We start from the raw sequence: 15,274 nt of genomic DNA on the forward strand, positions 1-15,274 counted from the left end.
CACATGACACATAAAAGAAATAATCGAGTCGCCTTGATCACGGGCGCAAGCTCTGGCATTGGCTTGGAGCTAACCAAGCGATTGTTATCCGAAGGCTGGCAGGTCCTCGCTTTGATCCGTTCTGCCTTTCCATCCGACGATTCCCTTGTACAAGAGGGCCTTAGATCACAGCAGCTGAGAGTATACACGGCCGATTTGTCGGATTTCACGGATCTCCAAACCTCGCTGGATCAGATCAAGAAACACGAGGATCATATCGACCTGCTGTTTAATAACGCAGGTGTCTCCTTTGGCGAATTATCCTACTCCAAACAAGGGCGCGAGATGCATTTTGAAGTAAACTCCGTGGTGCCTTATATCATCTTGATGGAAATGAAAGAGCTTCTAGAGAAGGGCAACCTTAAGACGGTAATTAATACATCCTCCAATGCGTTGTTGTATCTCAAACAGTTTGATTACAATGCATTGGCTTCCCCTACCGTGTTCAAAAAGCTGGTTGGACCTTATGCCGCGAGTAAATTAGCCCTATCGTTGTGGACTCAGGAGATCGCCACTGCCATACAGAAAGATGGCATTATGATCCGGAGTGTCTGTCCGGGAGCAAATAAAACAACCATTACTAAAAACGCGGGGATGCCAAGATTGATGATCCCGATCCGTAACCTCTTCTTCTCCCATCCCAGTGAAGGAGCTTCGCGTCTGTATGAAGCAGCGCTAGGCAGTTCCCCACAATCGACGGGAGTCTTTCTCAACAAGGGTAAAGCAACGCCTTTGAAATTTCCGAGCCAAAGTACGGAGGTGCTTAGTACGATAGAGCGGATCTATAAGCAGGAGTTTGCAGCCATATCTTAACCCCATGCAGCAGAGTTGATGATGTTTTCAGCCCAACCTATAAAGGCCTGTTATCTGGTCAGTTACCATTCCTCGATGAAACGGAGGGTGTTTCGAGCGTGGTAATCAGCCAAATTTGAAGCAAATGCTTGATCCGGGAATCCACGGTGAAGCAGCTTCAGGCCGCCCGAGGTTAATGAGATATAGTGATGCAGACGGTAAAACAACATCCGATTCAGATCAAGCCCGTTTTGTTGCAAATACCGGTAATGCTTCCCGAATCGTAGCTCAAGAAACGTATGCTCATGCTCGATATCAAAGAATTGCGCACCTTCAATATCAATCAGATAAGGCTCTAAACGGTCTGTAACCAGGATATGGTCAGGGCCCAACTCACCGTGGATAAATCCATACCGCTGACGGGAATCTATCCTGGACTCAAGCTCATGCAATATAGCGAGCAGCCTGTCGTGATTCTTCCGGATACTCTTGTTATGCAGGACGATGTAGGACAGTTGTTCCTTAGCATTTTCCAACTGCACAAGATGGCATCGCTCCCGTTGATTCCCGCTTTGATCAGGCTTGCCATAGTTCTGTCTGTGGTTTGCATGCATGCGTTCGATCATGTTACCCACCCGTTCAAAGACCTCATCCCGAACCCGTTGATCCGGGTGCTGAAAGTAGGCCTCCGCCTTCTGTCCCTCAATATATTCGACTAATGCATAGTCAAACGGGTATCGCTCCCGTTCCGTGTGAAGATCATATAGAGCAGGCGTAGAAATACCATGATCCCTTAACCATCTGTTATTGATGTTGAACGAATGGCCGCCAAAGGATCGTTCATGCACACTCTCGTTTGCTATTTCTTCCTGAAAATAATTCTTCGTCAAATCCCACACATACATCACGCATGAGAATCCATTTTGGCACTGGATCTTATAGACGACCTTTTGCGCCCCGCCATGCATCCTCGTGACATCCGCCACAACATAACCGGTACCCAAAACCTTCCCGACATACTCCTGTACATCTGTTTCATTGAGGTGACAAGTCCAACTCATGAAACCACGCTCCATTTCATTTGTTTTTGCCGGCTCCCCCACTCTATGGCATTTCCGTGCAAAAATATAGACTGTTTCTTTCCGTTCTGCTATGATGTTGAATAAGGTCTCGAAAAAAATAGCCATACGATTTATAGCCCTTGGACACCGGTCCAGGGGCTTTTTTGATGCTTCTCGACTCATGAATGATGAAAAAGGCCAAGCAAGGTAATTCTTGCTTGGCCCCGTTGAGGTTCTCGGAGCATTCCCGTACCCTTACGTCCCGCAAAAGGTTCGGTATGGACGGGACAGCTCGGGAACGATAGCATATTCCGCCTGTTCCGGAGTATGCGCGTATGGATTGGACAGCGCATGGAGCAGCTGCTCCATAACACTATAGTCCCCTTCCAGCTCCGCTGCTTCCAGCGCTTCCTCCACCCGATGGTTCCGCGGAATGACCGCCGGATTGCTGCTGCGCATTAAGTGATGGGATTGTTCCTTCGATTCCTGCTGGCTGCCAAGTCTCGCCTGCCAGCGCTCATACCAGGAAGCCAATTCCGGCGTGCCGTTTAGAGGTGTATCCTCCAGCTTGTCAAACGTTAACGCACGGAAGGTATTGGTATAGTCCGCCTGATGATCTTTCATCATCTTAAGGAGATCTTCGATCAGGGATTCGTCATCCTCCTCTTCATGGAAGATTCCCAGCTTGGCTCTCATGCCTGCAAGCCACTGCTCGTGATACAGATCGGTAAAGGTTCCGATCGCACCCTCGGCCAGATTGACGGCCTGCTCCTCTTCTTCATGCAGCAGAGGCAGCAGGGATTCGGCCAATCTTGCGAGATTCCAAGCCGCAATATACGGCTGGTTGCCATAAGCATAGCGGCCTTGAGAATCGATGGAGCTGAATACCGTATTCGGGTCAAAGGTATCCATGAAGGCACAAGGGCCATAATCAATTGTTTCGCCGCTGAGGGTCATATTATCGGTATTCATCACACCATGGATAAAACCGACGAGCTGCCACTTGGCGATTAGAGCGGCCTGACGCTTGATGACCTCCTGAAGCAAGACCAGATAACGGTTGGCGCCGCCACTAAAGTCAGCCTCCGGGTAATGCCGCTGCAGGGTGTAGTCTGCCAGAATCCGCAGATCCTCGGTTGTGCCCGCTCCCCTTACGTATTGAAACGTCCCCACTCTCATATGACTCGAGGCCACGCGGGTCAGAATCGCACCCGGCAGCTCCCTCTCCCGTGTGACCGGCTGACCGGTGGATATCACCGCCAGGCTGCGGGTGGTCGGAATCCCCAACGCATGCATGGCCTCGCTGATGATATATTCGCGCAGCATCGGACCCAGAGCCGCCCGACCATCGCCTCCACGGGAGTACGGCGTCCGGCCCGAGCCCTTAAGCTGAATATCCATACGCTCACCTTGCGGCGTGATTTGTTCACCCAACAGGATCGCACGGCCGTCGCCCAGCATCGTAAAATACCCGAATTGGTGCCCGGCATAAGCCTGTGCGAGTGGTGATGCCCCCTCAGGTATCTCGTTGCCCGCGAGCATCGCCACGCCCTCTGCGCTTTGCAGGGCCTTGGCATTTAAACCTAAAGATGCCGCCAACGGCTCATTGAGGATTACCAGCTCCGGTGAGCGTACAGGGGTGGGATCTTGTTTGGTAAAAAAGGACTCCGGCAGTTCGGCATAACTATTGTCAAAATTCCATCCTATATCAATCATGGCTTTCTTATTAGTCATGGGATCTCCTTCTTTAAGCAGGTTGATGATGACAGTATCTACTTATTATTTAAACACAAGTCGCTCTTTGTAGGGTTTACTGAAGGAAATTTATTATTCTGCTGGTTTAAAGCTACGTTTCATACCATAAGTAAAACGTCTATCGACGTACTCTCAAAGCAGAAGGACTGCGTTTTGCGGTAGTTTTTCTTGCGATATCAGGCAGCAGATCCTCCGAAGTTTATACTTTCTGATATCTTAAAAAAATCGCTGTCGATAATGCCTCGACAGCGATGTTGACCATACCAATCCAGATATTAATCCCGGTTCGCCAGCTTCGCCAGCAACCGGATAATTTCGATGTACAACCATACGAGCGTAACCAACAAACCGAAAGAGCCGTACCATTCCATATATTTGGGTGCACCTTGCTGTGCTCCCTCTTCGATAAAGTTGAAATCGAGTATGAAATTCAGGGCAGCAATGATGATGATGACAACCGAAATTCCGATGCCGATCGGGGTGCTGTCATGCAGGTAAGGCACCGCCACACCGAACATGCCCAGAACGAAGCTAAACAGGTATACAAGCGCAACGCCGATGGTTGCTGCAATGATCCCCTTTTTGAAGCCTGCGGTTGCCCGGATCAGACCTGTTTTATAAGCGAGCAGCATACCGAGGAATATGCACATCGTCAGTAAAGCCGCTTGCAAAGTGATTCCGTAATACAAATCTTCGTAATGAGCGGATAATGCACCGAGGACGAATCCTTCCACAATCGCGTAGATCGGCGCCAAATAAGGTGCTGCCTTCGGCACAAAGCTGATGATCAGCGCAAGAACGAGGCCGCCTATTGCTCCCCCGATCAACAACGGCAATACATCATACCCGTTAAAATACATCACCCATGAAATGACCGCCGCCCCGATCAGCAGCGCGAGCAGCATGAACGATTTGTTCACCGTTCCGCCAATCGTCATCGTTTCCTGGCCGTTATAATACCCACTTCTCTCAAATGTTTCTTCGTTTAGTGTCGGATTCCCACTGCGCCCTATCAATTAAATGCCTCCCTAACTTTCTTTTTTGTATCCATTTTAGCACAGGTTGGAATATTTTAGGATGCAAAAAATATTGCATCACGGATGAATTGGAAATGGGACTAATTCAATGGGAAGCTCTATTGATGAAGCCGATAATATCCATAAATCTGAAAGTCATGACGATCTTCTTCTGCAATCCACACCATTAGTCTTTTTTGTGCTACACATCGACCTTCCTTTTTGTTCCCACAAACATCCATGAATGCAAGGATGGCTTCATCCACCAGATAATTTACTTTAACAATAAACAAATTGACATGAAGGCTCCCAACGATGTTATTCATCAGACGATAAATCTCCTCACGAAGCCTTTTATTGACCTCCTCAACTTCACGCTGAATAGCTGTAAGCAATACATAATCGATTACTAAGCGCTCCCCGTAGAAGTATGCCTGATTCTCATCATCCAAAGATTCTAATAAAACATTCAGATATTGCATTCTTTGTGCACCTTATCCTTTAGCTAAAGTTAAAGTTGGAGACACTTGGATGTATAACTTCATTTTAGTGTATATAAGCACTATTTTCAATTAAATATCGAATATTATATTCTGTTTGTTCCCATACTACTTCTTTAATCTGGAATAGAGGTGGTTAAAGATGCTCCTGAAAATGATAGGTGAACGAATCAAGCAGCTTAGAAAAAAACAGGGAATGACACAGGAGGAACTAGCAGAAAAGGCTGGGATAAACGCCTCTTACATAGGAACGGTAGAACGCGGGGAACGAAATATATCCATTGAAACACTGGAAAAAATCATCGAGGGACTAGGAGTATCGTCAGCAGCTATGTTCCAGTTCCACGAGACAGAGAGTCTGGATACCGCAAGTGAGAAGGCAGAGGTCCTAGAATCCATCAGCTCGCTGCTTTATTCTCGTACATTATCTGAAAGTAAGCTGCTCTTTCGTGTACTTAAAGACATCGTGGATACTATGGATCATCGGGAGAACTAATATCACCCCCATCTTACATATACAAAGAAAAAGCATCTCCCACTCAGGAGATGCTTTATTCGTTTTACGAATCTTTTAGGACTGCGAAATATAGATAACTCTTGCTTATATTATTTTTCCAAGCCGCCAATGAAAGCCTCAAAGTTCGAAGCAAGTCGGGTTGTTTTGTAATCATTAGCCTTGTCCACATGGATAACCTCTGGCTCCCCGTCATTTCCGGATGAGCGGTAATCCAGCATCACGACCTCGGACTGGGAAGGACAATCGCAAATGACCACGCCAATCTCAGGGTATCCACCATTCTCGATCATATAGCGGCTGCCCAGGCTCCCGCACAATGATTTTTTCTTGTCTCGTCCAATGCCCAAAATACCGGTGATTTCAATATAATCCTGCGCTCCATCCCCGATAGGGAACTTCCGGTTCCGGGGAATCCCGCCATTATGTAATTTCATTGCTTGAATATACGATGCGGGAAGCTTGAAGACCAGTGCTTCCTCCACGGATTCAATCAATTCATCCGTAGGCGGAGCCGAGACGTATTGGTCTGCCTCAAGGGCACCATCATCCCAGAAATTCAGCACATCGGGGTCCGTATAAGTCACCGTAGTGGACTCCTTAGCAGGTTTCGGAGCTGTTTTGTTCCGAATCCACTCCAGAAACTCTAACGTATCCTCATCGCCGGGTTCCAGGTGATCTGCCACTTCAAATGCTTTCCGCGCATCTTCATACCGCTCCAAATAGTAATAAGCAAGGCCTATGCGGTAATGCCACAAGGGATCATCCTTGCCCTCTTCTTGAATGGATAGGAATTGCTCAACCGCCTCTTCATAACGTTCAAGATTATTCAACGCTCTGCCCAAATGGCTGATCAGCTCATAATCCCGCTCTTCCTCAGGGATTTCCATAATCGCATCTACGATTTCTTCGAACTCATCCTCTTCGTGCCACTCTTCCAGCTGCTCCAAAAGCTCCTCACTCATCATTCATGCCTCCCACTCTAATCATCCTTTCTGAAATTATACCATTCCAGCATGGCCCTCTCCAGCATGGAAGACTGGAGCACTTGTAATGCAGATAAACTTCATGATGCTTAGGAATTTGTTCAAGGGCAGTGTTACGGGAAGAGTACGCATTATAATAGTTCAGCCAACATTAACCGCTAGCATGGAGTCGACAAATAATCTATGTAGATGCGTTACCTCTTAAAATTTCCCTCAGCACATTTTTAGCCAAACGCAGCTTCTCATCATTGGCTTCATGAAGTAATCCAACAATATCTTGAATATCGCTCTCCGTAGAGGTAACCAAGAACTCTTCATCCACATATGCGAATAGCTGAATCAAACTGACATCAAGAGCCCCAGCAATCTTATACAAATTTAATAACGATACATTCTTTTCACCACGTTCAATCTGTCCTATATATGAAAAATGAAATCCACCCTTCTCACCAAGCGCTTCTTGCGACAAGCCCTTCTCCTTGCGTAGAGCACGTATCCGGGTTCCTACAAGCTTTAATATTTCCTTATCTATCACGGCATTCACCTCTTCATGTCAAAAGTGTAGACAAGTTTCATCGAGGCAAACACCAAACAATAAATATTATTGTTAAAATTAATATCCATAGGTATTAAAATGTATATAACACTCCCCTTTTTCCGTTAGGAGGCGGCCGTTATGGAGAATAGTTTGCATCATATAATAAAAGATTATTGTCAACTTGCTAAATATCATATGAAATTAGCTCATATCATGAGAAATCACAATCGGTTCATGACGTCCCTCATCCTTTGTCATTCTGCTCTCATGGCCATGATCCGAGCTCTATTTATTTATGAGAACAAAACACTACCCAGCTCAGAGCTGACACTGGTTGATCTCTTGCAACTATTACATACGAACTATAACCCCGGGCTTGAAATCGTGGTGTTTGTTGGCAAGTTAAATTTTATAATTTATGAGGATCAAGAGAGTTTAGAGGTCGTGAAGGAAGAAGATATGGATCGGCTGATAAAAAGAACAGAAGAGGTTTTAAGGGAATTATGTAGGAGAATGTGATACGGTTCCTTATCTGCATCCCGAATAATCCTTCTGCCCAGAAAAAACCAAAACACTGACATAATGCCGTCAGTCATCGCAGTTCATAATAGCTATAAAACCAACCATAACGGGTTATAGGAGGAAAATAAATGATGAGCACACACCCAACATTGCGAGGATTTGCGACCATCAGTTACTGGGCGGATGATATGGACGCGGCAAAGGCTTGGTATTCGGATCTGCTGGGTATAACACCTTATTTCGAACGTTCGGGGCCCGATGGTCAACTGGCCTATGCTGAATTTCGGATTGGAGACTACCAGCACGAGTTGGGTCTCATCGATCGCCGTTTTGCCCCTGCGCAACCAACGTCCGGCCCCGGCGGAGCGATCATGTACTGGCATGTCGATGATATAGAAGCCACCCTCAGCCAATTAAAATCCATGGGTGCTGTAGAGTACGAACCTCTCGTACACCGGGGAGAAGGATTCATCACGGCATCTGTCACGGATCCATTCGGCAACGTGCTGGGAATTATGTACAATGCTCATTATTTAGAGATAGTGAATTCAAGAAGCCGGGGGTGACCCAAAAACATAGTAATCGATAAAACGGTACATGTGCAGACTTGGCAGGATTGGCGGAAGTGGTTAAGCGATCACCCGATATGAAGACCGAATCTTTTATACGTTGTGTATTCATCAACCGATTTACGGTTATAGTTATCTAAGGGCTTTTTCGTTCATGAATGTACCGATCCATATCATTGGATTCAGATTATAATGGATGAGTATATGATAGATGTACGGTGGAAGTCTGTATATATAGATATTCGAATATAACGTAGAAGAGGTTAAAGATGAGTGAGAAGCATTTTACAGATTATCCTTTAAGTGAAGAGATTGTGAGAGCGCTCCATAGTTTGGGCTATGAGACACCAACAGAGGTTCAGACAAAAGTCATTCCTGTTGTGCTTAAGAAGAAGGATCTTGTTGTTAAATCGCAAACCGGCAGCGGCAAAACAGCTGCCTATGGAATTCCGCTCTGCGAGCTAGTGGATTGGAACGAGAATAAGCCGCAGGTATTAATCTTAGCGCCAACCCGCGAACTTGCGTTACAAGTCAACGAAGACATTACGAATATTGGGCGCTTTAAGCGGATCAAGGCGACCCCTCTTTTTGGGAAGCATCCTTTTCATATCCAAAAGGCCGAGTTAAAGCAAAGAACGCACATGGTTGTGGGTACGCCGGGACGTGTGCTGGACCATATTGAACGCGGATCGCTCTCGCTGGAGCGGATTGCCTATCTCGTCATCGACGAAGCAGATGAGATGCTGAATATGGGCTTTATTGAGCAGGTTCAGTCGATTATTCAAAAGCTGCCTCGTGACAGGGTCACCATGTTATTCTCTGCTACGTTTCCTGAGGATGTGGCCAATTTGGCCCACAAATATATGAACCAGCCTGCCCACATTGAGATTCAAGCCAGTGGTATAACAACTGCCACGATAGAACACGCGCTCATTCAGGTGATGGAGACGAACAAGCTGGCATTGCTTCAGGATCTACTCATTGTTGAGAGTCCTGACAGCTGCATTGTTTTCTGCCGTACACAGGAGCATGTGGACAACCTATTCAGAGAAATGGCTAATCTCGGTTACTCATGTGATCGTATTCATGGTGGGATGGAGCAGGAAGAGCGTTTCGAGGTCATGAATGCATTCAGAAGAGGACAATTCCGTTACTTGATAGCGACGGATGTAGCCGCCAGAGGTATCGATATCACGAATATCACCCATGTTATTAATTACGATATCCCGCTTGAGAAGGAAAGTTATGTTCACCGTACAGGGCGTACAGGACGCGCAGGCAAGACGGGAAAAGCGATTACCTTCGTCACACCGAGGGACGACAGGAGATTAGCCGACATTGAAGCGTATATTGGATTCGCGATTCGGAAAATAAAAGCTCCCTCCGAACAGGAAGTGGATCGCCATAGGGAAGATTTTGAACAGAAACTAAAGTTTAAGCCTGAACCGAAAAAAGATAAGCGCGAGCAATTAAACAAGCAAATTATGAAGCTTAACTTCAATGGCGGCAAGAAGAAAAAGCTAAGAGCCGTAGACTTTGTTGGGACGATTGCTAAGCTTGAAGGGGTAACTGCAGACGATATTGGGATTATTACGATCCTCGATTTTGTGACCGATGTTGAGATTCTGAACGGCAAAGGACCGCTTGTGCTTGAAATGATGCAAAACACGACGGTCAAAGGCAAACTGCTAAAGGTGCGCAAAGGGAATAAATAAAAAGTTGAATTTGACATAACAAGGGTGATCTTAGCAATGTGCTGAGGTCACCCTTCTGTATTGGACTCGTGTAATCATTTAAATTGATTGTTAATAACTTGTGAAGAATGCAATGAACAAGAGCATGAGCCATATAAAAAAGGTCGCTCCACAAATGATAATTTCAATAAAATGAATCAGCATCAGCTTATGCTCGCCCTGTTTTGCCTGGCGAATCCCGAAAAAATCATTATGGCTGAATGATATAGATAAACCCATGAGAACGCAAATCCAAGGTGTTCCATGTTTTTTATGGCCGTTTTTCACACTGATAGGTTTATGCCTTTTCATTCGTATTACATAGTAGATTTAAGACAGAAGCGTAAAGGAGGGCAGCGTTTGTGAGAATTACAGAAGCCAACGTTGTACAACAAATTAAAAAACGCAATGAGAAGGCCATTGCATTCATCATTCAAACATACGGGGGCTTGCTCTCAGCGATCATTAAACGCCACGTGCACTACAATCAGCAAGAATACGAGGAATGTCTAGATGATGTGCTGTTAGCCATTTGGCAGCATATCGATGCATTCGATGAAGAGAAGAATACATTTAAGCAGTGGATTGCCGCCATTGCAAAGTATCGTGCAATTGACTACCAGCGAAGAATAATCAAAACACAGCAGAAATATATAAACGCTGAAATAACGGATGATATGTACAGAAAGCAGCCTCAATCTCAACAACAAGACGTAACAGAAGTGTTAGCCCATCTTTCTACTACAGATCGGACTATTTTTGAAAAATACTATTTAGAAGGTGTCTCAACAAGCGAAATGGCGCAGCAAATGAACGTGAAGGAATCCTGGATTCATAACAAACTTTCGCGGGGGCGTAAAAAGCTGAGACAGATCGTAATTTCTAAAAACGAGGTGTAAATCCATGTCCATCTATAAAAAATTAAACGATATGCAGCTTGATGTGTCCAAGTATGAGGAAGAGCAGTTAACAGAGCTTGAACAAAAACGGTGGGAAAAACGTGTAAAAACAAAGCTTCACAAACGTAAAAAAAGCAAATCAAAAAAATGGATCGTGGGTACGGTCGCTGCCTCCGTCTTGGCAATAGGCTTGAGCGTTCCTTTTGGAGGAGTTTCCCTTGCTAAGGTACCTTTTGTGGGAGGACTCATCGAACATTTTATTGATAACAACAACTCTCTTGATTATTCAACCTACAAAACGGCTATTGGAGAAACGGCTGAGAATAAATACGGCAAGATGACTTTAAATGAAGTGCTGGTCGATACAGACAGTCTCCTCATCAGCTCGACATTTGAGCCGGCCAAGGATGTCTCTTTCAACTATCAGACCCATTTATTTCCGACTGTCCTGGTCAATGGGCAAAATCTTACCGTAACCAGGGGCACACAGTCGATTGAAGTGAATGACGATATGTATACCATTTACGGGGACATAAAATTTAGCGAACTACCAACCGAGGGGCCGCTTCAAATCAAAATAACGTATGATACGATCAATAAGAATAAAACTGAAAAAGCAATTGAAGATCCGTGGGTATTTGACATCAAGGCATCAACGGATCAAATCATGAAAGATACAAAAACCGTTCAATTAGACAAAACCATCACACTCTATAATGGAGAAAAAGTAAAGCTTAACAAAGTAATCACCTCGCCTGTTTCGACCGTACTTTATTATGATCTGACAAAGGAATCGGAAAATACACACTTCAAACTCGTTTCGGCTAGTGGTAAGGAGTTTGGAGCTAGAGTATCGTATGCTCACAATATCGGAGAAACGTCTTACGGCCGTTTTGATCCGATTGATTTAGAGAAAGAGAAGTATCTACTTGTCCCTATTAATAGTAATCACGAGGAAGTAGGACCTCACGTTCCAATTAACTGATCATGCAGAAAACCACTAAACCTTAATGTTTAGTGGTTTTTTGATAAATAGATCTTATTTTTTATAGACACTCTGATAGGTTTATGCCTTTTCATTCGTATTACTTAATAGGTTCGAACCAATAACGCTTGGGAGGGTAGAATGAGCAATACACACTAAAGACCGTGTTATACAACAAAGAGAGAGAGCAACCAGATATGAAAAAGATTCAGTTGATATAATTCAATTCTAAAAAATGAGGTGTACATCTATGTCCAGTAATAAACAAAACAAATCAAAAAAATGGTTAGTCGGTGCAGTCGCTGCATCCGTTCTGGCAGTAGGGATCACGGTTTCCTCCGGAGGAGTTTCGTATGCAAAAGAGCCATTTGCAGCGGGAACGGTCGAACAGTTTATTGATCAAAACAAACCGCTTGATTATTCGGCTTATAAAACTGTAATCGGGAAAACAGTCGAAAATAAATACGGCAAGATGACCTTAAATGAAGTGCTGGTCGATGCAGACAGACTCCTCATCAGCTCCACTTTTGAGCCTGCCAAAGGTGTTTCTTTTGATCATCGTACACATCTATATCCAAAAGTCCTGATCAATGGTCAAGATCTTACGGTAACCAGGGGAACACAATCCATTGAAGTGAATGATGATATGTATACCATTTACGGGGATATTAAGTTTAGTGAGCTGCCAACCGAAGGTCCGCTTCAAATCAAAATTTCCTATGATACGATCAGCAAGAGTTTCAAAGATAATGTGGCGATAGAAGATCCATGGGTATTTGACATCAAAGCATCAACAGACCAAATCATGAAAGATACGAAAACCGTTCAATTAGACAAAACGATCACACTCCATAATGGAGAGAAAGTTAAGCTTAACAAAATGGTTACCTCCCCTGTTTCAACCGTACTTTATTATGATCTGACACAGGGCTCGGAAAATACACACTTCAAACTTGTTTCAGCTAGCGGTGAGGAATTGGAAGCTAGAGTAACATATGCTCACGATCGTGGAGAAACGTCTTACAGCCGTTTTGACCCGATTGATTTAGAAAAAGGGAAGTATTCTCTTGTCCCTATTAGCCACGAGATTAATAGTAATCAAGATGTTAATAGTCACAAGGAAATTGGATCTCCTGTTCCAATTAACTAATCATGCAGAAAACCACTAAACCTAGCGTTTAGTGGTTTTTTGATATAAATCCCCTTGTGCTGATAGGTTTATACCTTTTCGTTCGTATTACATAGTAGGTTCGAACCAGTAACGATTCAGTTGTTATCAAGATTTCACATGGCCGCAAAAAATTCCAACAAATGAGGTATTAGACGATGTCCAATAATAAAAAAAGCAAAACGAAGAAATGGATCACAGGTATAATCGCTACCTCTGTTCTGGCAGCAGGCATCACAGTTCCTTTTGGTGAGGTCTCGCATGCAAAGGCACCAATTGGCACCGTTGAACAGTTTGTTGATCCAAATAAACTACTTGATTTATCAACCTATAAAACTCAGGTTGGAAAAACAGTCCAGAATAAATACGGCAAGCTGACTTTAAATGAAGTGCTGGTCGATGTGAACGGACTCATAATAAGTTCAACATACGAGCCGGCCAAGGGGATTAAATTTGATGAAAAATCCCAACTCACTCCACGTGTCCTGATCAACGGGAAAGACCTTCAAAAAACAAGAGGGTCTCAAACGATTAAAGTAAATAACAACAAATATACGATTTACGGAGATATAAAATTTAGTGAGCTGCCGGATAAAGGACCTCTTCAAATCAAAATAACGTACGACACGTTCTATAACCTTAACAAAAAGAAGGTTACAATTAAAAATCCATGGGTATTCAATGTAAAGGCATCAACAAACCATATCCAGAAGGATACAAAAGTCGTTCAATTAAACAAAACCGTAACACTTCATAACGGAAAAAAGGTAAACCTTAATAAAATGATCGTCTCTCCTGTTTCGACGTTACTTTATTATGATCTAACGAAAGGCACGGAAAAAACCTTCTTCAAACTACTATCGGCTAGTGGAGAGGAAGTTAGATCTAGAGCAAGTTATGCTTTCAATATTAAAGAAAAATCCTATAACCGTTTTGGCCCGATTGATCTAGGGAAAGAAAAGTACATGCTTGTCCCGGTCAATGAGGATGATGAGGAAATCGGATTCCCTGTTTCAATTAATTAATCATGCAGAAAACCACTAACCTAGCGTTTAGTGGTTTTTTTGATAAATAGATCGGACTGACGTGGTTAAACCGCATGAATGGATGGCCACTTCAGCTCAACGCCAGCATTCACAAGAATCCGCTGCAGCGCCTCCAAATGTTCCGGTGTATTTCGGACGTCTCTTGGCTTAATCTGATGCTCAGTGCAGTAAGCTGCAGCTCCGTGCGGATCCGGACGGGATACCAGGAAGGTGGCCAACCGGCGGAGGCCGATGTAACCGGTGGCGATTCCGGAGCTGCAGGCCGGTCGAGCAGCTGCGTGCGGATCCGGACGAGCTACCAGGGAGGTGGCCAGCCAGCGGAGGCCGATGTAACCGATCCAGCGGCGATTTCTTCCTGCAAAGCCGGAATGTTTCCTTTGTAGATGTGCATGGCTATTTCCGGCAGCTCTTCGAATTTACCGATATCTTTCAGAACGATCTTCTATTTTCCTCCCTGCGAAAATCCTGTGTACGTATGCTTCTTCCTTAATTCAATAATTGGAATGAATTTTCCTTTTTTCACATGAATTGTAAGGCAGGAATGCCTCCGGCAAGCGTTGAATATGGCATAAACGATCAAATCAAAGGAGTTGTTCAAAGCAATGAGTGCGTACGACATGCATATCGGCAAACTAATCAGTGGGCGACGGGATTTGGAAGGCAGCGGGCTTTACATACTCTGTACCCCCGATAAGACCATAGTCGAGCTGGATTCCATCCAGACGAATGACGTAAATCTAGTAAGCTCCAAAGACCTGGAGGATGCGCTGTACGAGTTTTGCCAATCAGCTATGGACAACTACGTCTCAGAAGGGAACAACCAGGATATCTATGCTTTTTCCATTTACACCGATACGTATCACGGCAGTTACGTCATATACATCAACAATCTCGAAGGTCTGGACCAAAGCGTGGAGCTTGCCCTCGAATATGAACGGAAGCGGCATCCGGAACGAGGGGATGACCGGATCCGAGAGCAGCTTTATTATGAATTGAAATACGCGGAAGCCGACTATCCGTTTAGGTACGAAACCTTGCCGGAGCGGCTCGGGACATGGCTTCGCATGTATGCCTGCATCATGTTGGAGGAGCCCGGCTATCTCGATATCGAGTAGCGTTATCTGTTTGAGAAAGAGCTCTTCGACTCGCAG

17 protein-coding genes and 1 pseudogene are annotated in these 15,274 nt (G+C 44.6%); 11 read left to right on the forward strand and 7 right to left on the reverse strand.

Annotated elements, in window-relative coordinates; translation table 11 throughout:
* The first annotated feature begins 3 nt into the window (after positions 1-3).
* Positions 4-852, forward strand: a complete 849-nt coding sequence (locus MKY48_RS32740) for an SDR family NAD(P)-dependent oxidoreductase (RefSeq protein ID WP_339292036.1) — start codon at positions 4-6, stop codon at positions 850-852.
* A 62-nt stretch (positions 853-914) separates the two neighbouring features.
* On the opposite strand, the gene MKY48_RS32745 is transcribed toward MKY48_RS32740, so the two are convergent.
* The 4 genes from MKY48_RS32745 to MKY48_RS32760 all read right to left on the reverse strand — a co-directional run bounded on the left by MKY48_RS32745 (position 915) and on the right by MKY48_RS32760 (position 5,145).
* Entirely contained in the window at positions 915-1,892 is a 978-nt protein-coding gene (locus tag MKY48_RS32745) for an aminoglycoside phosphotransferase family protein (RefSeq protein WP_339268928.1), read from the reverse strand.
* A gap of 255 nt (positions 1,893-2,147) precedes the next feature.
* A complete protein-coding gene (locus MKY48_RS32750) occupies positions 2,148-3,626 on the reverse strand; it encodes a YdiU family protein (RefSeq protein WP_339268930.1) in 1,479 nt (492 codons plus the stop codon).
* Between the two features lie 296 nt (positions 3,627-3,922).
* Positions 3,923-4,663 carry a Bax inhibitor-1/YccA family protein gene (locus MKY48_RS32755; protein ID WP_339268931.1) on the reverse strand — a complete coding sequence of 247 codons (741 nt, stop codon included), beginning with the start codon at positions 4,661-4,663 and terminating at the stop codon, positions 3,923-3,925.
* A 119-nt stretch (positions 4,664-4,782) separates the two neighbouring features.
* Positions 4,783-5,145, reverse strand: coding sequence for a hypothetical protein (locus tag MKY48_RS32760; protein ID WP_339292037.1), 363 nt, complete (start codon positions 5,143-5,145; stop codon positions 4,783-4,785).
* A 160-nt stretch (positions 5,146-5,305) separates the two neighbouring features.
* On the opposite strand from MKY48_RS32760, the gene MKY48_RS32765 reads away from it, so the two are divergent.
* Positions 5,306-5,659, forward strand: a complete 354-nt coding sequence (locus MKY48_RS32765) for a helix-turn-helix transcriptional regulator (RefSeq protein ID WP_339292038.1) — start codon at positions 5,306-5,308, stop codon at positions 5,657-5,659.
* Positions 5,660-5,769: 110 nt separating this feature from the next.
* Here MKY48_RS32765 and MKY48_RS32770 read toward each other — a convergent pair whose 3' ends face one another.
* On the reverse strand, positions 5,770-6,642 hold the full coding sequence (locus MKY48_RS32770; RefSeq protein WP_339292039.1) for an SMI1/KNR4 family protein: 873 nt from the start codon (positions 6,640-6,642) through the stop codon (positions 5,770-5,772).
* A gap of 202 nt (positions 6,643-6,844) precedes the next feature.
* Positions 6,845-7,198, reverse strand: a complete 354-nt coding sequence (locus MKY48_RS32775) for a helix-turn-helix domain-containing protein (RefSeq protein WP_127592702.1) — start codon at positions 7,196-7,198, stop codon at positions 6,845-6,847.
* 141 nt (positions 7,199-7,339) lie between these two features.
* Here MKY48_RS32775 and MKY48_RS32780 point away from each other — a divergent pair, with 141 nt between their 5' ends.
* From MKY48_RS32780 to MKY48_RS32815, 8 genes are all read left to right on the forward strand, one after another.
* Positions 7,340-7,720, forward strand: coding sequence for a HEPN domain-containing protein (locus MKY48_RS32780; RefSeq protein ID WP_339292040.1), 381 nt, complete (start codon positions 7,340-7,342; stop codon positions 7,718-7,720).
* A gap of 134 nt (positions 7,721-7,854) precedes the next feature.
* Entirely contained in the window at positions 7,855-8,289 is a 435-nt protein-coding gene (locus MKY48_RS32785) for a VOC family protein (protein WP_339293575.1), read from the forward strand.
* Positions 8,290-8,561: 272 nt separating this feature from the next.
* A complete protein-coding gene (locus MKY48_RS32790; RefSeq protein WP_339292041.1) occupies positions 8,562-10,007 on the forward strand; it encodes a DEAD/DEAH box helicase in 1,446 nt (481 codons plus the stop codon).
* A gap of 380 nt (positions 10,008-10,387) precedes the next feature.
* Positions 10,388-10,924, forward strand: coding sequence for a sigma-70 family RNA polymerase sigma factor (locus MKY48_RS32795; protein WP_339268943.1), 537 nt, complete (start codon positions 10,388-10,390; stop codon positions 10,922-10,924).
* 4 nt (positions 10,925-10,928) lie between these two features.
* Complete coding sequence (locus MKY48_RS32800; protein WP_339268945.1) at positions 10,929-11,909, forward strand: DUF4179 domain-containing protein; 981 nt, start codon at positions 10,929-10,931, stop codon at positions 11,907-11,909.
* Positions 11,910-12,159: 250 nt separating this feature from the next.
* A complete protein-coding gene (locus MKY48_RS32805) occupies positions 12,160-13,059 on the forward strand; it encodes a DUF4179 domain-containing protein (RefSeq protein WP_339268947.1) in 900 nt (299 codons plus the stop codon).
* A 176-nt stretch (positions 13,060-13,235) separates the two neighbouring features.
* Entirely contained in the window at positions 13,236-14,102 is an 867-nt protein-coding gene (locus tag MKY48_RS32810) for a DUF4179 domain-containing protein (protein ID WP_339268949.1), read from the forward strand.
* A gap of 74 nt (positions 14,103-14,176) precedes the next feature.
* Complete coding sequence (locus tag MKY48_RS32815; protein ID WP_339292042.1) at positions 14,177-14,506, forward strand: hypothetical protein; 330 nt, start codon at positions 14,177-14,179, stop codon at positions 14,504-14,506.
* On the opposite strand, the pseudogene MKY48_RS32820 reads toward MKY48_RS32815, so the two are convergent.
* Positions 14,467-14,562, reverse strand: a pseudogene (locus MKY48_RS32820) (ankyrin repeat domain-containing protein); the annotation flags it as partial. The gene MKY48_RS32815 and the pseudogene MKY48_RS32820 overlap by 40 nt on opposite strands.
* A gap of 163 nt (positions 14,563-14,725) precedes the next feature.
* Between MKY48_RS32820 and MKY48_RS32825 the strand changes: the two are divergent.
* Positions 14,726-15,238: a hypothetical protein gene (locus MKY48_RS32825; protein ID WP_339268951.1), complete on the forward strand. Its 513-nt coding sequence runs from the start codon at positions 14,726-14,728 to the stop codon at positions 15,236-15,238.
* The last annotated feature ends 36 nt before the right edge of the window (positions 15,239-15,274 follow it).

The organism is Paenibacillus sp. FSL W8-0187, assembly GCF_037969755.1.
Classification (GTDB): Bacteria; Bacillota; Bacilli; order Paenibacillales; family Paenibacillaceae; genus Paenibacillus_AQ.

Bases quoted from the DNA above. Each gene is read 5' to 3' on its own strand.
- MKY48_RS32825 (WP_339268951.1), top strand. From the start codon at position 14,726: ATGAGTGCGTACGACATGCATATCGGCAAACTAATCAGTGGGCGACGG.
- MKY48_RS32810 (WP_339268949.1), top strand. From the start codon at position 13,236: ATGTCCAATAATAAAAAAAGCAAAACGAAGAAATGGATCACAGGTATA.
- MKY48_RS32815 (WP_339292042.1), top strand. From the start codon at position 14,177: ATGAATGGATGGCCACTTCAGCTCAACGCCAGCATTCACAAGAATCCG.
- MKY48_RS32790 (WP_339292041.1), top strand. From the start codon at position 8,562: ATGAGTGAGAAGCATTTTACAGATTATCCTTTAAGTGAAGAGATTGTG.
- MKY48_RS32745 (WP_339268928.1), bottom strand. From the start codon at position 1,892: ATGAGTTGGACTTGTCACCTCAATGAAACAGATGTACAGGAGTATGTC.
- MKY48_RS32785 (WP_339293575.1), top strand. From the start codon at position 7,855: ATGAGCACACACCCAACATTGCGAGGATTTGCGACCATCAGTTACTGG.
- MKY48_RS32760 (WP_339292037.1), bottom strand. From the start codon at position 5,145: ATGCAATATCTGAATGTTTTATTAGAATCTTTGGATGATGAGAATCAG.
- MKY48_RS32765 (WP_339292038.1), top strand. From the start codon at position 5,306: ATGCTCCTGAAAATGATAGGTGAACGAATCAAGCAGCTTAGAAAAAAA.
- MKY48_RS32740 (WP_339292036.1), top strand. From the start codon at position 4: ATGACACATAAAAGAAATAATCGAGTCGCCTTGATCACGGGCGCAAGC.
- MKY48_RS32800 (WP_339268945.1), top strand. From the start codon at position 10,929: ATGTCCATCTATAAAAAATTAAACGATATGCAGCTTGATGTGTCCAAG.
- MKY48_RS32770 (WP_339292039.1), bottom strand. From the start codon at position 6,642: ATGAGTGAGGAGCTTTTGGAGCAGCTGGAAGAGTGGCACGAAGAGGAT.
- MKY48_RS32805 (WP_339268947.1), top strand. From the start codon at position 12,160: ATGTCCAGTAATAAACAAAACAAATCAAAAAAATGGTTAGTCGGTGCA.
- MKY48_RS32780 (WP_339292040.1), top strand. From the start codon at position 7,340: ATGGAGAATAGTTTGCATCATATAATAAAAGATTATTGTCAACTTGCT.
- MKY48_RS32750 (WP_339268930.1), bottom strand. From the start codon at position 3,626: ATGACTAATAAGAAAGCCATGATTGATATAGGATGGAATTTTGACAAT.